Here is a 16,102-nt window from a genome sequence, read left to right on the forward strand (position 1 = left end):
GTTTGCGCTGGGGGCGATGTGCTTTGCGATTGCGGCGGGGGTGGTGTGGATCTTCGGGATGGAGACCCGGGGCAAGACACTGGAAGAATTGAGCGAGCCGGTGATCATCAATTAATCACCGAACCTGTGGGAGCGGGCTAGCCCGCTCCCACAGGTTTATTGGGTGACCTTTAAGGTTTCACCAACCGTGCATCCAGGCTGTTCTGCGCCAAACGCTTGGCCTGATCCTGGGTCATGCCCAGATCGGTGTACAGCGCGTGGAAGTTCTCGGTGACATAGCCACCGAAGTACGCCGGGTCATCGGAGTTCACCGTGACCTTCACACCGCGCTCAAGCATCTCGAGGATGTTGTGCTGGGACATATGATCGAACACGCAGAGCTTGGTGTTCGACAACGGGCACACCGTCAGCGGGATCTGCTCGTCGATGATCCGCTGCATCAAGCGCTCGTCTTCGATGGCGCGCACGCCATGGTCGATGCGCTGGATTTTCAGCAGGTCGAGGGCTTCCCAGATGTACTCGGGCGGGCCTTCTTCACCAGCGTGGGCCACGGTCAGGAAGCCTTCGTGGCGGGCACGGTCAAACACGCGCTGAAACTTGCTCGGCGGGTGGCCCATCTCCGAACTGTCCAGGCCCACGGCCACGAACGCATCACGGAACGGCAGCGCCTGGTCGAGGGTTTTCTGCGCTTCGTCTTCGCTCAAGTGGCGCAGGAAGCTGAGGATCAAACCGCTGGTGATCCCCAGTTGCTGTTCACCATCTTTCAATGCGGCGGCGATGCCGTTGAGCACCACTTCGAACGGGATGCCACGGTCGGTGTGGGTTTGCGGGTCGAAGAACGGTTCGGTGTGAATCACGTTCTGTTCTTTGCAGCGCAACAGGTAGGCCCAGGTCAGGTCGTAGAAATCCTGGGAGGTGCGCAACACATCGGCGCCTTGGTAATACAGATCGAGAAACTCTTGCAGGTTGTTGAAGGCGTAGGCCTTGCGCAGGGTGTCGACGTCGCTCCACGGCAGGGCGATCTTGTTGCGTTCGGCCAGGGCGAACAGCAGCTCAGGCTCCAGCGAACCTTCCAGGTGCAAGTGCAATTCTGCCTTGGGCAGAGCGTTCAGCCAGTCGTACATTTTTGAAATCTCATCAAGTGCAATGGGGGCATTCTACAGATGCCCGCCGAAACAATGAGTAAAACCTGACCAGCCGGTTCATTACACGGCTTCCTGTTCCCGTCGATAAGCATAGGTGTCGGCAAAGCGCGAGAGCAGGAATTCGGCGCAGGTGGTGGCCGGATACTTCGCCGGATGCTGTTCGTCCTGGCAACCGGGCAGGCATTCGATGGGGGTGTCGGGATGTGGCTCGGCAAAGAACGGCATCGAGTACCGATCCACTCCCAGCGGGCTGATCACCCGATGTGGCGTCGACAGGTAACGGTCGTTGCTCCAGCGCGCCATCATGTCGCCGAGGTTGACCACGAGCGTGCCCTCAATCGGCGGCGCATCGATCCATTCACCTTTTACGTTGCGCACTTGCAAGCCGCCGGCGGCATCCTGGTAGAGCAGGGTGATGCAGCCGTAATCGGTATGGGCGCCGGCGCCTTGCTGATCGCAGGAGCTGGCCGTGTGACGTGGCGGGTAATGAATCATCCGCAGCACGCTGACCGGCTCTTTGAAACGGCTATCGAAGAAGTCACGCTCGATACCCAATGCCAGGGTCATGGCTCGCAGCAGGGTTTGCGCGAGTGCTTGCATGTCGACGTAGTGTTGCTCCATCAGCGCTTCCCAACCGGGCATCGACGGATGACGGTTGGGTCCGCGCAGGGGTTTTTCCGCCAGCACCTCGGGATGATCGGCGGGCAGGTGCAGGCCCATGTCGAAGGTTTCTTTCAGGTCGCTGGGTTTGCTCGGGTCGAGTTGTTCGGTGGCTATGGCGCCATAGCCTCGATGGTGGCGGGTCTGGGTGATGTCGATCTTGAGTTTTTCGGCGGTGGGCAGGGCGAAGAAGCGTTGGGCGTGGTCGAGCACGGCCTCGATGCGCGACGAAGCGATCGGGTGGCCCTTGATATAGAAAAAGCCCCATTCGCGGCAGGCGCGGTCGATGTCTGTGGCGACTGATTGCCAGGCTTGAGCGTCATCGCTGTAGAGCGGGGCGATGTCGATGATCGGGAGTTGGTTCATTGACGGTTCCAGGCGAGGTTTTGTGCTGGGGCCAAAAGATCGCAGCCTCGCTTCGCTCGACAGCTCCTACAGGGGAATGCGAAATCCTGTAGGAGCTGCCGAAGGCTGCGATCTTGGCGGTCCCACTGACGGAAATTTACTTCGGCATCTCGGCCTTCATGCCTTCCACGTAGTAGTTCATCGACGCCAGTTGTGCATTGGTCGCGCTCACGCCCGCCGGGATTTTCTCCACGCCGGCCTGATCCTTGATCGGCCCGGTGAACGGATGCAGCGCGCCGCTCTTGATGTCGGCAATGATCTGCTCGGCTTCGGTTTTCACTGCGGCCGGCACCAGGTCGCTGATTGGCAGCTCAACCGTGCCTTCCTGCAAACCGCCCCAGTAATCCTGGGATTTCCATGCATGGTCGAGCACACTTTGGGTCGCCTGAATGTAGTGCGGGCCCCAGTCGTTGACGATAGACGTCAACACCGCTTTCGGCCCGAAGTGCGCCATGTCCGATGCATAGCCGACGGCATACACGCCACGCCGCTCTGCCGCCTGGATCGGCGCCGGGCTGTCGGTGTGCTGGAACACCACGTCCACGCCCTGATCGATCAGCGCATTGGCGGCGTCGGCTTCCTTGCCCGGATCGAACCAGGAATTGACCCACACCACTTTGATCTCGGTGCCCGGGTTGTATTTGTTCAGGGCCAGCTGGATGGCGTTGATGTCGCGGATCACTTCTGGAATCGGGAAGGAAGCGACGTAGCCGATTTTTTTGGTCTTGGTCATCTTCGCCGCAAGGAAACCGCCGACGTAGCGGCCCTCGTAAGTGCGTGCCAGGTAAGTGCCGAGGTTCTTGTCCTGCTTGTAGCCGGTGGCGTGTTCGAAGGTCACCTTGGGAAATTGCTTGGCAACTTTCAGGGTCGGGTTCATGTAGCCGAAAGACGTGGTGAAGATCAGGTCGTACTGGTCCTTGGCCATGTTGCGGATCACCCGCTCGGCATCGGCGCCTTCGGCGACGTTCTCCACGTAGTTGGTGGTGATCTGGTCGCCGAACTTCTCTGCCAGTGCCTTGCGTCCCTGTTCATGCTGATACGTCCAGCCGTGATCACCGATCGGGCCGATATAGACGAAGCCGACTTTCAGCGGGGCGGCAGCACTGGCGGTCAGGCTGGCGCTCAGACCGATGGCTGCGGCGACAGCGCAAAGCAGCTGCTTCAACGGACGTTTGTGCATGAACTGGAACTCCATTTTGTTGTGAGGTGTACCGGGTCAATGCAAATTGCTGACCAACAGGACAACAAAATAAAAAGATCGCAGCCTTCGGCAGCTCACGCCCCTGTAGGCGCTGCCGAAGACTGCGATCTTTTGATGTTCAATACATCACCGGAGCCAACCCGGTGCAGAGGCTCCAACTCATGCCATCCGCTGGTGCGGACAGCTCACACAAAGCTGTGGGAGCGGGGGAGTGTGTCAGGTGCCGGCGATTAACTGCCGAGCCGCCTGGCTGTGATCGGCGATCAACCCTTTCAGGTCCAGCCCCTCAACCTGCCCGTCGATCACCCGCCACTTGCCGCCGACCATCACCCGGTCTGCCCGATCCGCGCCGCACAGCAGCAGCGCTGAAACCGGATCGTGGCTGCCGGAGAAGCGCAGCTCATCCAGTTTGAACAGCGCCAGATCGGCTTGCCTGCCCACCGCCAGTTCGCCGATATCGCTGCGCCCGAGCAACTGCGCCGAGCCCTTGGTGGCCCAGCCCAATACGCGCTCCGGGGTGATCTTCTCCGCGCCATAACGCAGGCGCTGGATGTACAGCGCTTGCCGGGTTTCGAGCATCATGTTCGAGGCATCGTTGGACGCCGAACCGTCCACGCCCAGCCCCAGCAACGCGCCCGCATCGGTCAACTCGATGGTTGGGCAAATCCCTGAGGCCAGGCGCATGTTCGAACTCGGGCAATGGCAAATACCGGTGCCGGCCGCGCCGAGGCGGGCGATTTCGTCGGGGTTGAAATGAATGCCGTGGGCCAGCCAGGTGCGTGGGCCGAGCCAGCCGACGCTGTCCAGATAATCCACGGTGCGCAGGCCGAAGCGTTGCAGGCAGAAGTCTTCTTCGTCGAGGGTTTCGGCCAGGTGGGTGTGCAGGCGTACGTCGAGGGTGTTCGCCAGTTCCGCGCTGGCGGACATGATTTCCGGGGTTACTGAAAACGGCGAGCAGGGCGCCAAAGCGATCTGGATTTGCGCGCCGTCACCACGTTCGTGGTACTCGGCAATCAAGCGTTGGCTGTCGGCGAGAATCACTTCGCCCTGCTGCACGGTCTGCTGCGGCGGCAGCCCCCCGTCTTTTTCACCGAGGCTCATCGAACCGCGAGTGAGCATGGCGCGCATGCCCAGTTCGCGAACGCTCTCGACCTGCACGTCGATCGCATTTTCCAGGCCTTCAGGAAACAGGTAATGGTGATCGGCCGCAGTGGTGCAGCCGGACAACAGCAACTCGGCCAACGCGACTTTCGTAGCGAGGGCGAGTTTTTCCGGCGTGAGCCGCGCCCAGACCGGATAGAGGGTTTTCAGCCATGGGAACAACGGCTGATTGACCACCGGCGCCCAGGCGCGGGTCAGGGTTTGATAGAAGTGGTGATGGGTGTTGATCAGCCCCGGCAGGATCACATGTTCGCGGGCGTCGAAGACTTGTCCACAGGGGGCGGACGGTTGCTGGCCGGCGCTGAGCACTTCGACGATCAAACCGTCTTGCAGCACCAGGCCGCCACGGGCATCGAGCGCGTTGGCTGTGAAAATGGCGAGGGGATTTTTTAACCAGGTACGGGTCGCAGGCATAGTGGCCGGCTCCTCTGAAAGTTGGGTTCAGGGTTGCCAGCTCAGTGTTGCCCTGTCTGCTGATCCAGGGTCGCCACGGGGGGCGAGGTTCGGAGTTTACTCAGGATCGGCAGTGGTTGCAAAAGATCGCAGCCTGCGGCAGCTCCTACAGAATGAACGGTGACTCATGGACAGCATATGACCTGTAGGAGCTGCCGCAGGCTGCGATCTTTTAAGGACTACCAGGGAATAGTCTCACCCCGGTAGTTCACAAAATGATGCCCGCCCTTGCCGGCATACGCATTCACCTGATCGATCAACCCGCGGGTGCTGGTTTCCACATCAATGTCGGCACCTTCGCCACCCATGTCAGTCTTCACCCAGCCAGGGTGCAGCGACAGCACGGTGAGTTTCTGCTCGCCCAGTTGCGTGACGAAACTGTTGGTCATCGAGTTCAGCGCCGCTTTGCTGGCCTTGTACAGCGCCAGCTCCGGCGCGTCGGGCATGGTCACACTGCCCAGCACCGAACTCATGAACGCCAGCACGCCGCTGCCTTCACGAATCTGTCCGACGAAACGCTGGGCCAGGTTGATCGGCGCCACGGCGTTGGTGAAGAACAATTGACCGACCTCGGCCAGGGTCGCGCCACCCGGTGTCTGGACCTCCGGCCCCTTGACCCCGGCATTCACGAACAACAGGTCGAACACTTCACCCTTGAGCTGTTGGCTGAGGGCGATGACCGCTTGCTGGTCGTCCATGTCGAGTTTTTCGATCCGTACCTTGCCCAACGCCTGCAAGGCTTCGGCAGCCTGTGGGTTGCGCACGGTGGCGGTGACTTGCCAGCCGTCGGCCAGCAGGGTTTTCACCAGACCGAGGCCCAGGCCCCGGGAGGCGCCGATGATGAGCGCGGTTTTTGCCGTGGACATGAATGGCTTCCTTGATGTCTCGAGAGGGCTTGACCTTGGAGCATACTCCAGGCTTTAGCCTTGTTGCTCCCTGAATGTATGGAGCAATGCCAATGTGGACTTCAACGCAATATCGTCAACTGGTGCGTGGCAGCGCGTGGTACGACCTGATCGTCACGGCGGCATTTGCCACGCCGTGGAGTTTTACGGCGTTGCATGGCGTGCTGTTAAACCTGAGTCAGACTTTCAATCTGCCCGGCGAGCTACCGCCGTTCGAGCCGGTGCACATGTTGATGGCGAATCTGTTGGGCTCGATTGTGTGCGTATGGGCCGTGCTGCGGATTCGCGATCCGCAGCAGATGTTTGGGCGATATGACGCGGTGGGGAGGTTTCTGTTTTCGGCCTGGCAGGCTTATGCGCTGGCCCGTGGGGCGAGTTCGCTATTGGTGATTTTCCTGTTCTTTGAACTGATGTGGGGTGTGGCCCAAGCGTTGCCGGTTCGGACGCCTTCACGGGCCACCATTTAATGCCCCGCCCGCCACGGCTGCCCCAACGACACCGGCGCATACAATCGTGTGCGCACGGCATCCCGGGACAGCAGCACCAGCACCACAATGGTCGCGACATACGGCAGCATCGCGAGCAGACTCGACGCAATTGCCAGCCCCAAGCCCTGCGCCACCAAATGCAGGATGCTGGCGAGACCGAACAGATACGCTCCAAGCAGCAACCGCCACACTCGCCAACTGGCAAACACCACCAGCGCCAGGGCAATCCAGCCGCGACCGGCGCTCATGTTCTCTGCCCACATCGGGGTATAGGCCAGGGACAAATATGCCCCAGCCAATCCCGCCATCGCCCCGCCAAACAGCACCGCCAGCGTACGCACGCGCAACACCGGCAAGCCCATCGCACTGGCGGCATCCGGGCTTTCGCCGACCGCCTGAATAATCAACCCGACGCGACTTTTCACAATCACCCAGGCCACCAGCGCAAACAGGGCAAACGACAGATACACCAGCAGGTCCTGGGCGAACAGCATCCGCCCGATCAGCGGAATTTCACTCAGATAAGGAATCGCCAACGGCTCGAAACCCGCCAGCGGTTTGCCGACCCACGCAGCGCCAACGAAGGTCGACAGGCCCACGCCGAAGATCGTCAACGCCAACCCTGTCGCCACCTGGTTGGCGTTGAACACCAGCGCCACCAGGGCAAACAGCGACGACAGCAACATCCCGGCGAGCATCGCCAGCAACACGCCAAGCCAGAGGTTGCCGCTGTTCAGGGCGACGATAAAACCGATCACCGCCCCAAACAGCATCATGCCTTCCTGCCCAAGATTGAGGACGCCGCTCTTCTCGCAGATCAACTCGCCCAACGCCACCAACAACAGCGGTGTGCCACAGCGAACCATGGCATAGAAAATATTGCTCAGCAGATCGATATCCATCACAAGGCTCCTGCTTGTACGGCGGTGGTCGAGGTGCGCCGTACCCAGCGCAGGTTCAAACGTGGTCGGTAGAGAATCAGCACGTCACTGGCCAGCAGGAAAAACAGCATCATCCCCTGGAACAATTGAGTGATAGCTTGCGGCAGGTTCATGCTCATCTGCGCGCTTTCGCCACCGATGTACAGCAGCGCCATCAACAGGCTGGAAAACAGAATGCCGATGGGATTCAGCCGCCCGAGAAACGCCACGGTGATCGCCGCATAGCCATAACCCGGCGAAACCTGCGGCACCAATTGGCCAATGGGCCCGGTGACTTCGCAAACCCCGGCCAGCCCCGCCAGGCCGCCACTGATCAGCAGCGCCAGCCAGATCAGCCGCTTCTCGCGAAAGCCGACGAAACCCGCCGCGCGCTTGTCCAGCCCGAGCACTTTGATCTGGAAACCGACAAAGCTCTTCTGCAACAAAACCCACACTGCGACCAGCGCGAGCAAGGCGAAATACACGCCCGCATGAACCCGACCGTCCTCCATCAACAACGGCAAACGACTGGCATCGCCAAACATCGCCGACTCCGGAAAGTTGAACCCGGCCGGGTCCTTCAGCGGCCCGTGGACACAGAACAGCAGCAGGTTCAAAGCGATGTAATTGAGCATGATGCTGGTGAGGATTTCATTGGCGTTGAAGCGTGTGCGCAGCCATGCCGTCAGCCCGGCCCACGCGGCACCGGCCAGGGTGCCGGTGAGCAGGATAAACACCAGCGCCCAACGGCTTTGCAGGCCGATGATGTTCACCGCCAATGCACTGCCGGCCAAGGCGCCGAGCAGCAACTGACCTTCGGCGCCGATGTTCCAGATCCGTGCCTGATACGCCACTGCCAGGCCCAATGCACAGAGCAGAATCGGCAACGCTTTGACCAACAGTTCGGAGACGCCATACAGGTCGCTGATCGGTGCAATCAACAGGGTGTGCAAGGTCAGCAATGGGTCGTGGCCCAGCGCAATAAACAACAATGAGCCACAGCCCAGGGTCAACACAGCCGCCAGCAACGGCGAGCACCACAACATCAGGCGCGATTGCTGGCCACGGGGTTCGAGAGAAAGCAGCATGTGAAACTCCGTTAAAGCGTTACGGGTGCAGGTGATTGAGGTGCATCGAACTGGCCGGCCATCCAGCCGCCGACATCGATCAGGCGGGTGTCGACGGTGGCTTGCAGTGTCGACAGCCGGCCGCCGCACAGGGCGCCGAGGCGATCGCTGATCTGGAACAGTTCGTCGAGGTCTTCGGAGATCACCAGGATCGCCGCGCCAGCGTCGCGCAAGGCGATCAGCGCCCGGTGAATGGTTGCGGCGGCGCCGACGTCGACGCCCCAGGTCGGGTGCGCGGCCACCAACAACCTGGGTTGCTGAAGGATTTCCCGGCCGAGGATGAATTTCTGCAAGTTGCCACCAGACAGGCTGCGAGCCGGTGCCTGGGCATCGGGTGTCTTGACCCCGAAGCGGTGGATGATGTCCTCGGCCAGTGCCTCGACCTTGCCGCGCTGGATCAGCCCGTTGCTGACCAGCCCCTGTTGAAAGGCGGTGAGCAGGGCGTTATCCGCCAGACTCAGTTCCGGCACTGCGCCATGGCCCAGACGCTCGGCGGGGACGAAGGCCAGGCCGAGTTTGCGTCGTGCATCCGGCCGCAGGTGCGCCACCGGTTGCCCGCCGAAACTGATTTTCGCCCCGTCATTTCCCGGCAGCCGTTCTTCACCGCTAAGCAAGGCCAGCAACTCATCCTGGCCATTGCCGGCCACCCCGGCGACACCGACGATTTCGCCGCTGCGCACCTCGAGATTAATGTCCTTGAGCGAGCAGCCGAACGGGTCCGGGTTGTGCCAGGACAATCCAGTCACGTTCAGAAACGCATCAGCACCCCTGACCTTCGGATAGTCGGTAATCGACTCGGCGGCTTCACCGACCATCAACTGCGCCAGTTGCCGGTCCGAACACTCGGCCGGCACGCAATGCCCGGCCACTCGTCCACCACGCAACACCGTGGCGCTGTGGCACAACGCGCGCACTTCGCCGAGCTTGTGGCTGATGAACAGAATGCTGCAGCCCTCGGCAGCCAGTCGGCGCAACGTGATGAACAATTCGTCGGCCTCTTGCGGGGTCAGTACCGACGTCGGCTCATCGAGAATCAGCAGGCGGATGTCCTGCATCAGGCAGCGAATGATTTCCACCCGCTGACGCTCGCCAATGGACAGGCTGTGGACCAGTCGCTCCGGCTCCAGCGCCATGCCATAGCGTTGGGACACCTCGCGAATTTTTGGTTCAAGCTGCTTCGGCGTACCCGCCGCAGCGCCCATCGCCAAGGCGATGTTCTGCGCCACGCTCAGGGTTTCGAACAGCGAGAAATGCTGGAACACCATGCCGATCCCGAGGCTGCGGGCCTGGGCCGGATTGCGCATGGTCACGCGCTGGCCCTGCCAGATCATCTCCCCTGAGTCGGCGTGTGTGACGCCGTAGATGATCTTCATCAGGGTACTTTTGCCCGCACCGTTTTCGCCGAGCAGGGCGTGGATTTCACCGGGCGCAATGCTCAAGTCGATGGCATCGTTGGCCAGGCAACCGGGGTAACGTTTGCTGATTCTGCGCAATTGCAGGCGGGGTGTTTGATCGGGGGGAGGCGCGGGGTTGGACATGACAGGCTCGGGTCGCAAAAGAATATGCCTGTGGATAAAGCAATTTCCTGGCCATTGAGTCAGGAAATCGACAAAAGCCTGCTGGCACAGGCGTTGCGGACGCTGCCTCAACCTATTCCAACTCCTGGAGAGGCACCACTTGAGGGCAAGGTTTTTGATCAGGCTCCGGTTTTGCGCGCGATCAATTGGTCAAAAAACGAGCAATAGGCTGCAGGCATTGTCAGGCATGGGGCTGCGCCAGCCATGAACGGGTTATCCACAGCTTGTTCCACAGTATCTGTGCGCAAGCCGAGCGCATAGGCATAAGCACTGAGGGGCTTTCTTCTAATGGCGATAAACCACTCTAACTGATTGTTTTTACATGGAATAAACGTCGCGGATGGCGAGTTGGACGAAAAATGAGCAAAGCCCGCAAAGCCGCATGACAGAAGGGTTACAGCAGAATGTGCTCAGGTTATCCACAGCCGGGTGCACAGCAGATGTGGGCAAGTGTCGAGAGCAAAGAAAATCCGGGTGCCCCAAAAGATCGCAGCCTTCGGCAGCTCTTACGAGATTTGCGTTTATCCGGTATTACGGGGGGACACGGTCGGCGTAGGAGCTGCCGAAGGCTGCGATCTTTTGATCTTCAACGCTGCAACAAAATACGCCCGCGACTCAAATCCGCCAGCTGCGTTTGCAGGGTATCGATCTGCCCGTCGCCAATCGCCAATTGCAGTTCCACACCATTGGCCGTGAAGGTTTCCTCCACCACCAAACCACCCAGCTCCGCCACCCGAAGCTTCACCAGCGCCAACTCGCCAAATGCACAGGCACAACTGACCGGCACCCGACTGATCAACTCGACTTTCGGTGCCCCTTGCAGGCATTTGTTGGCACTGCCGCCATACGCTCGGGCGAGGCCGCCGGTGCCCAACTGGATGCCGCCATACCAGCGGATCACCACGACCGCGACCTGATCGCAATCCTGCGCTTCAATCGCCGCAAGGATCGGCCGGCCGGCGGTGCCTCCGGGTTCGCCATCGTCACTGCTGCGGTATTGATCGCCGAGCTTCCAGGCCCAGCAATTGTGCGAGGCGTTCAAATCACTGTGTTGCTCGATGAACGCCTGGGCATCGGCTGCGCTGGTGATTGGCGCGGCGAGGGCGATGAAGCGGCTTTTGCGAATCTCTTCGCGGTATTCGCAAAAACCGCTGAGGGTAAAAGGCATGGGTGTCTTAAATAGCCGGCGTCAGGCCGCAGCCTTTGAGAATGATGCGAATCAGGTTGCTGCCGGCGTCTTCCATGTCTTGCTTGGTCAACTTGGTGCGCCCGGTGACACGGCAGATCTGCGTGGCAAAGTCGGCGTAATGCTGGGTGCTGCCCCACAGCAGGAAAATCAGGTGCACCGGGTCGATCGGGTCCATTTTGCCGGCGTCGATCCACGCCTGGAACACCGCGGCCCGCCCCTGAAACCAGGTGCGGTAGTCCTGGTTGAAATGCTCAGTCAGGCAATCACCGCCGCTGATGACCTCCATCGCGAAGACTCGCGAAGCTTGTGGCTGGCGCCGGGAGAATTCCATTTTTGCGCGAATGTATCGCGTCAATGCTTCTGCCGGATCGTCCTCGACGGTCAGGGTATTGAAGGTGCTGTCCCACAACTCGAGGATGTTACTCAGCACTGCCACGTACAAACCGAGTTTGTTGGTGAAGTAGTAATGCAGATTCGCTTTGGGCAACCCGGCTTTCTGCGCAATGGTGTTCATGCTGGTGCCTTTGAACCCGTGACGGGCGAACTCGTCTTCGGCGGCTTTGATGATGGTCTCTTCGTTCTTCTGACGAATGCGGCTGGCGGGTTTGCCGCCGTGGGCTGGGACTTCAAAGGTCATAGGCACTTCCGAACAGGTAGATGGGTGCAACCAGATGCGTTGATAACGCACCCACGGGCCTCAGACAAGTCCTATGGCGATAAAACCTTGGGCACCGCTCCCACAAGCTTTCAGCGAGTCGCCGCCAGACTTTCCAAAAAACTCTCCAGAACCAGATGCGGGCGACGGCCCTTGCGTGTAACCGATGCCAGGCTCAGGTCATAAAAACGTGCCTTGGGTTTCAGTGCACGCAAACGGCCTTGCTGCACCCAGAGGCTGGCGTAGTGATCCGGCAGGTAACCAATGTAGCGCCCGGTCAGGATCAGAAAGGCCATGCCCTCGCGATCCGACGCACTGGCGGTGCAATTGAGCGCCTGGTAATGGGCCTGAATCTCGGCGGGCAAACGGAAGGTCGGGGCGATGGCGTCCTGGCTGTTGAGGCGCTCATCGTCCAGTTGTTTGTCGTCGACATAGAACAGCGGATGGCCGACCGCGCAATACAGCAGCGAGCGTTCGCTGTAGAGCGGCTGATACTCCAGCCCCGACAACGCGCTGGCTTGCGGCACCACGCCAACATGCAAGCGACCGTCGAGCACGCCCTGTTCGACTTCATTGGGCGCGATCATGCGGATCTGGATCTGCACGTCGGGGCCGCGTTCCTTCAGTTGGGCCAGGGCGTGGGTGATGCGCATGTGGGGCAGGGTGACCAGGTTGTCGGTCAGGCCGATGGTTAATTCGCCGCGCAAGTGTTGATGCAGGCCGTTGACCTCGGTGCGGAAACTTTCCAGCGCACTTAATAGCTGCAACGCAGATTGGTAGACCTCACGGCCTTCTTCGGTCAGGGAAAACCCCGCGCGACCTCGCTGGCACAGGCGCAGCCCCAGGCGTTGCTCCAGATCGCTCATTTGCTGGCTGATGGCCGAGCGACCGATACCCAGCACCGATTCCGCCGCGGAGAACCCGCCACACTCCACCACGCTGCGAAAAATCCGCAGCAGGCGGATATCAAAGTCACTGACTTGCGCCAGCGGATCGGGGCGACGGGTACTCATGCTTTATTTGCTCAAAGTTTAGTCGATGACTGACTGAAGGTTAGAAAAGTTGGATTTCACCGACTTTATCCCCGTGGCAATTTAGCTGCAAGAACGCTTTTGATCTCCACGCCGCTTATTTGCTCTGCGAGGTTTTGCCCATGAACGTGCCTGAAAACGCCCCGACTTCCCTGGCCAGCCAGCTCAAGCTTGACGCTCACTGGATGCCCTACACCGCGAACCGCAATTTCCAGCGTGACCCGCGCCTGATCGTGGCGGCCGAGGGCAGTTGGCTGACAGACGACAAGGGCCGCAAGGTCTACGATTCGCTCTCGGGCCTGTGGACCTGCGGCGCCGGGCACACCCGCAAGGAAATCCAGGAGGCGGTGGCCAAGCAATTGGGCACTCTCGATTACTCGCCGGGCTTCCAGTACGGTCACCCGCTGTCGTTCCAGTTGGCCGAGAAAATCACCGACCTGACCCCGGGCAATCTGAATCACGTGTTCTTCACCGATTCGGGTTCCGAATGTGCAGATACCGCGGTGAAAATGGTGCGTGCCTACTGGCGCCTGAAAGGCCAGGCGACCAAGACCAAGATGATCGGCCGCGCTCGTGGTTATCACGGCGTGAACATCGCCGGCACCAGCCTCGGCGGCGTGAACGGCAACCGCAAACTGTTCGGTCAGGCGATGATGGATGTCGATCATCTGCCGCACACCTTGTTGGCGAGCAATGCTTTCACTCGTGGCATGCCGGAGCAGGGTGGTATCGCGCTGGCGGATGAATTGCTCAAGTTGATCGAACTGCACGATGCCTCGAACATCGCAGCGGTATTCGTCGAGCCATTGGCCGGCTCCGCTGGCGTGCTGGTTCCGCCGCAGGGTTACCTCAAACGTCTGCGCGAGATCTGCGATCAGCACAACATCCTGCTGGTGTTCGACGAAGTGATCACCGGTTTCGGTCGTACCGGTTCGATGTTCGGTGCCGACAGCTTTGGTGTCACTCCGGACCTGATGTGTATTGCCAAGCAAGTCACCAACGGCGCGATCCCGATGGGCGCGGTGATTGCCAGCTCCGAGATCTACCAGACCTTCATGAACCAGGCGACGCCTGAGTACGCGGTGGAATTCCCGCACGGCTACACCTATTCCGCGCACCCGGTGGCTTGCGCCGCAGGCCTGGCGGCACTCGACCTGCTGCAAAAGGAAAACCTGGTGCAGAGCGTGGCCGAAGTCGCACCGCATTTCGAAAACGCACTGCACGGTGTGAAGGGCAGCAAGAACGTCATCGACATTCGCAACTACGGGTTGGCCGGTGCGATCCAGATTGCACCTCGCGACGGCGATGCCATCGTGCGTCCGTTCGAAGCTGGCATGGCGCTGTGGAAAGCCGGGTTCTACGTGCGCTTCGGCGGCGACACCCTGCAGTTCGGCCCAACCTTCAACAGCAAGCCGCAGGACCTTGATCGTCTGTTCGATGCAGTCGGCGAAGTGCTGAACAAGATCGACTGATTCCCTCTTCTATATAAAGGCGTCCTTTCAAAGGACGCCTGTGGACAATTTCAGGAGCCCCGCATGAGCCTCATCCCGCATTTGATCAATGGCGAACTGGTGACCGAAGACGGTCGCACGGCCGATGTGTTCAACCCGTCCACCGGCCAGGTTATCCACAAGCTGCCGTTGGCCAGCCGCGAAACCATTCAGAAAGCCATCGACTCGGCCAAGGCTGCGTTCCCGGCCTGGCGCAATACGCCAGCGGCCAAGCGCGCTCAGGTGATGTTCCGTTTCAAGCAACTGCTGGAACAGAACGAATCCCGCATCGCACAACTGATCAGCGAAGAACACGGCAAGACCCTGGAAGATGCTGCCGGTGAATTGAAGCGCGGGATCGAGAACGTCGAGTTCGCGTGCGCGGCACCAGAAATCCTCAAGGGTGAGTACAGCCGTAATGTCGGGCCGAACATCGATGCCTGGTCGGATTTCCAGCCATTGGGCGTAGTGGCCGGCATTACCCCGTTCAACTTCCCGGCCATGGTGCCGCTGTGGATGTATCCGTTGGCGATCGTCTGTGGCAACTGCTTTATCCTCAAGCCGTCCGAGCGCGATCCAAGCTCCACGCTGCTGATCGCTCAATTGTTACTGGAAGCCGGCCTGCCGAAAGGCGTGCTGAGTGTGGTGCATGGCGACAAGGCCGCAGTGGACGCACTGATTGAAGCGCCGGAAGTCAAAGCGTTGAGCTTCGTCGGTTCGACGCCGATTGCCGAATACATCTACGCCGAAGGCACCAAGCGCGGCAAACGCGTCCAGGCGCTGGGCGGGGCGAAGAACCATGCGGTATTGATGCCGGATGCGGATCTGGATAACGCGGTCAGCGCGTTGATGGGCGCCGCTTACGGTTCGTGCGGTGAGCGCTGCATGGCGATTTCGGTGGCCGTGTGCGTTGGTGACCAGGTGGCGGATGCATTGGTGGCCAAACTGACACCGCAGATCAAGGCACTGAAAATCGGCGCCGGTACGACTTGTGGCCTGGACATGGGGCCTCTGGTCACCGGTCAGGCGCGGGACAAGGTCAGCGGTTATGTTGAAGACGGCGTAGCCTCCGGTGCGAAGCTGGTGGTGGACGGTCGTGGTCTGAGCGTGGCCGGTCATGAGGACGGCTTCTTCCTGGGTGGCTGCCTGTTCGATAACGTCACGCCAGAGATGCGCATCTATAAAGAAGAGATCTTCGGGCCGGTGCTGTGCGTCGTCCGGGTCAACAGCCTGGAGGAGGCGATGCAACTGATCAATGATCACGAGTATGGCAATGGCACCTGCATCTTTACCCGTGATGGGGAAGCGGCGCGGTTGTTCTGCGATGAGATCGAAGTGGGTATGGTCGGCGTCAACGTACCGTTGCCGGTGCCAGTGGCGTATCACAGCTTTGGCGGCTGGAAGCGTTCGCTGTTCGGCGATCTGCATGCTTATGGCCCGGATGGCGTGCGGTTCTATACCCGTCGCAAGGCTATTACCCAGCGCTGGCCGCAACGGGCAAGCCATGAAGCTTCGCAATTCGCATTCCCTAGCTTGTAAGTAGAAGGGCAGAAGGCCGACCTCTTGAGGTCGGCCTTTGTGTTTTCGGGCTGTTTTGACCGATATGACAGAAATGTGAAATTAGAGGTTGACGGCAGATTCAGGACGTCTATAATTCGCCCCACTTCCGGCGCAGTCGAAACGGAAAACTCCTTG

At 60.2% G+C, this 16,102-nt stretch carries 16 protein-coding genes; 5 read left to right on the forward strand and 11 right to left on the reverse strand.

Going from position 1 to position 16,102, the window contains the following annotated elements; all coding sequences use genetic code 11:
• Positions 1 to 115, forward strand: a 115-nt coding sequence (locus ACCC96_RS29650) for a hypothetical protein (RefSeq protein ID WP_413697685.1), incomplete at its 5' end; no start/stop codon positions are given.
• Positions 116 to 170: 55 nt separating this feature from the next.
• Here ACCC96_RS29650 and ACCC96_RS29655 read toward each other — a convergent pair.
• The 5 genes from ACCC96_RS29655 to ACCC96_RS29675 all read right to left on the reverse strand — a co-directional run bounded on the left by ACCC96_RS29655 (position 171) and on the right by ACCC96_RS29675 (position 5,891).
• Complete coding sequence (locus tag ACCC96_RS29655; protein WP_007940157.1) at positions 171 to 1,124, reverse strand: adenosine deaminase; 954 nt, start codon at positions 1,122 to 1,124, stop codon at positions 171 to 173.
• Positions 1,125 to 1,205: 81 nt separating this feature from the next.
• Positions 1,206 to 2,171 carry an isopenicillin N synthase family dioxygenase gene (locus ACCC96_RS29660; RefSeq protein ID WP_413697675.1) on the reverse strand — a complete coding sequence of 322 codons (966 nt, stop codon included), beginning with the start codon at positions 2,169 to 2,171 and terminating at the stop codon, positions 1,206 to 1,208.
• A gap of 136 nt (positions 2,172 to 2,307) precedes the next feature.
• Positions 2,308 to 3,390: a BMP family ABC transporter substrate-binding protein gene (locus tag ACCC96_RS29665; RefSeq protein WP_018928375.1), complete on the reverse strand. Its 1,083-nt coding sequence runs from the start codon at positions 3,388 to 3,390 to the stop codon at positions 2,308 to 2,310.
• A 237-nt stretch (positions 3,391 to 3,627) separates the two neighbouring features.
• Positions 3,628 to 4,986: an 8-oxoguanine deaminase gene (locus tag ACCC96_RS29670; RefSeq protein WP_413697676.1), complete on the reverse strand. Its 1,359-nt coding sequence runs from the start codon at positions 4,984 to 4,986 to the stop codon at positions 3,628 to 3,630.
• A 218-nt stretch (positions 4,987 to 5,204) separates the two neighbouring features.
• Positions 5,205 to 5,891 (reverse strand): SDR family oxidoreductase, encoded by a 687-nt coding sequence (locus ACCC96_RS29675; protein WP_413697677.1) that lies wholly within the window; start codon positions 5,889 to 5,891, stop codon positions 5,205 to 5,207.
• Between the two features lie 92 nt (positions 5,892 to 5,983).
• On the opposite strand from ACCC96_RS29675, the gene ACCC96_RS29680 reads away from it, so the two are divergent.
• Positions 5,984 to 6,397, forward strand: a complete 414-nt coding sequence (locus ACCC96_RS29680) for a hypothetical protein (protein ID WP_413697678.1) — start codon at positions 5,984 to 5,986, stop codon at positions 6,395 to 6,397.
• On the opposite strand, the gene ACCC96_RS29685 is transcribed toward ACCC96_RS29680, so the two are convergent.
• Genes ACCC96_RS29685 through ACCC96_RS29695 form a run of 3 tightly spaced genes read right to left on the reverse strand, consistent with a single transcriptional unit; the run spans position 6,394 to position 10,003 of the window.
• Positions 6,394 to 7,320: an ABC transporter permease gene (locus tag ACCC96_RS29685; protein ID WP_413697679.1), complete on the reverse strand. Its 927-nt coding sequence runs from the start codon at positions 7,318 to 7,320 to the stop codon at positions 6,394 to 6,396. The genes ACCC96_RS29680 and ACCC96_RS29685 overlap by 4 nt on opposite strands.
• Positions 7,320 to 8,426 (reverse strand): ABC transporter permease, encoded by a 1,107-nt coding sequence (locus tag ACCC96_RS29690; protein ID WP_413697680.1) that lies wholly within the window; start codon positions 8,424 to 8,426, stop codon positions 7,320 to 7,322. Before ACCC96_RS29690 ends, ACCC96_RS29685 begins: the two co-directional genes overlap by 1 nt.
• An 11-nt stretch (positions 8,427 to 8,437) precedes the next feature.
• Positions 8,438 to 10,003: an ABC transporter ATP-binding protein gene (locus ACCC96_RS29695; RefSeq protein ID WP_413697681.1), complete on the reverse strand. Its 1,566-nt coding sequence runs from the start codon at positions 10,001 to 10,003 to the stop codon at positions 8,438 to 8,440.
• Positions 10,004 to 10,033: 30 nt separating this feature from the next.
• On the opposite strand from ACCC96_RS29695, the gene ACCC96_RS29700 reads away from it, so the two are divergent.
• Positions 10,034 to 10,210, forward strand: a complete 177-nt coding sequence (locus tag ACCC96_RS29700) for a hypothetical protein (RefSeq protein ID WP_413697682.1) — start codon at positions 10,034 to 10,036, stop codon at positions 10,208 to 10,210.
• 418 nt (positions 10,211 to 10,628) lie between these two features.
• Here the strand turns inward: ACCC96_RS29700 and ACCC96_RS29705 are convergent, their stop codons facing one another.
• From ACCC96_RS29705 to ACCC96_RS29715, 3 genes are all read right to left on the reverse strand, one after another.
• Positions 10,629 to 11,210, reverse strand: a complete 582-nt coding sequence (locus ACCC96_RS29705; protein ID WP_413697683.1) for an IMPACT family protein — start codon at positions 11,208 to 11,210, stop codon at positions 10,629 to 10,631.
• A gap of 7 nt (positions 11,211 to 11,217) precedes the next feature.
• Positions 11,218 to 11,868 (reverse strand): TetR/AcrR family transcriptional regulator, encoded by a 651-nt coding sequence (locus ACCC96_RS29710; RefSeq protein ID WP_007940169.1) that lies wholly within the window; start codon positions 11,866 to 11,868, stop codon positions 11,218 to 11,220.
• Positions 11,869 to 11,978: 110 nt separating this feature from the next.
• Positions 11,979 to 12,899, reverse strand: a complete 921-nt coding sequence (locus ACCC96_RS29715) for a LysR family transcriptional regulator (RefSeq protein WP_007940170.1) — start codon at positions 12,897 to 12,899, stop codon at positions 11,979 to 11,981.
• Between the two features lie 140 nt (positions 12,900 to 13,039).
• Between ACCC96_RS29715 and ACCC96_RS29720 the strand changes: the two genes are divergently transcribed.
• Positions 13,040 to 14,389: an aspartate aminotransferase family protein gene (locus ACCC96_RS29720; RefSeq protein ID WP_018928366.1), complete on the forward strand. Its 1,350-nt coding sequence runs from the start codon at positions 13,040 to 13,042 to the stop codon at positions 14,387 to 14,389.
• 63 nt (positions 14,390 to 14,452) lie between these two features.
• Complete coding sequence (locus ACCC96_RS29725) at positions 14,453 to 15,946, forward strand: CoA-acylating methylmalonate-semialdehyde dehydrogenase (protein ID WP_413697684.1); 1,494 nt, start codon at positions 14,453 to 14,455, stop codon at positions 15,944 to 15,946.
• Positions 15,947 to 16,102: the final 156 nt, after the last annotated feature.

It is taken from the genome of Pseudomonas sp. Pseusp11 (genome assembly GCF_047304405.1).
In the GTDB taxonomy this organism is placed as follows: domain Bacteria; phylum Pseudomonadota; class Gammaproteobacteria; order Pseudomonadales; family Pseudomonadaceae; genus Aquipseudomonas.

Bases quoted from the DNA above. Each gene is read 5' to 3' on its own strand.
- ACCC96_RS29725 (WP_413697684.1), top strand. From the start codon at position 14,453: ATGAGCCTCATCCCGCATTTGATCAATGGCGAACTGGTGACCGAAGAC.
- ACCC96_RS29715 (WP_007940170.1), bottom strand. From the start codon at position 12,899: ATGAGTACCCGTCGCCCCGATCCGCTGGCGCAAGTCAGTGACTTTGAT.
- ACCC96_RS29665 (WP_018928375.1), bottom strand. From the start codon at position 3,390: ATGCACAAACGTCCGTTGAAGCAGCTGCTTTGCGCTGTCGCCGCAGCC.
- ACCC96_RS29670 (WP_413697676.1), bottom strand. From the start codon at position 4,986: ATGCCTGCGACCCGTACCTGGTTAAAAAATCCCCTCGCCATTTTCACA.
- ACCC96_RS29680 (WP_413697678.1), top strand. From the start codon at position 5,984: ATGTGGACTTCAACGCAATATCGTCAACTGGTGCGTGGCAGCGCGTGG.
- ACCC96_RS29675 (WP_413697677.1), bottom strand. From the start codon at position 5,891: ATGTCCACGGCAAAAACCGCGCTCATCATCGGCGCCTCCCGGGGCCTG.
- ACCC96_RS29655 (WP_007940157.1), bottom strand. From the start codon at position 1,124: ATGTACGACTGGCTGAACGCTCTGCCCAAGGCAGAATTGCACTTGCAC.
- ACCC96_RS29705 (WP_413697683.1), bottom strand. From the start codon at position 11,210: ATGCCTTTTACCCTCAGCGGTTTTTGCGAATACCGCGAAGAGATTCGC.
- ACCC96_RS29710 (WP_007940169.1), bottom strand. From the start codon at position 11,868: ATGACCTTTGAAGTCCCAGCCCACGGCGGCAAACCCGCCAGCCGCATT.
- ACCC96_RS29660 (WP_413697675.1), bottom strand. From the start codon at position 2,171: ATGAACCAACTCCCGATCATCGACATCGCCCCGCTCTACAGCGATGAC.
- ACCC96_RS29695 (WP_413697681.1), bottom strand. From the start codon at position 10,003: ATGTCCAACCCCGCGCCTCCCCCCGATCAAACACCCCGCCTGCAATTG.
- ACCC96_RS29690 (WP_413697680.1), bottom strand. From the start codon at position 8,426: ATGCTGCTTTCTCTCGAACCCCGTGGCCAGCAATCGCGCCTGATGTTG.
- ACCC96_RS29720 (WP_018928366.1), top strand. From the start codon at position 13,040: ATGAACGTGCCTGAAAACGCCCCGACTTCCCTGGCCAGCCAGCTCAAG.
- ACCC96_RS29685 (WP_413697679.1), bottom strand. From the start codon at position 7,320: ATGGATATCGATCTGCTGAGCAATATTTTCTATGCCATGGTTCGCTGT.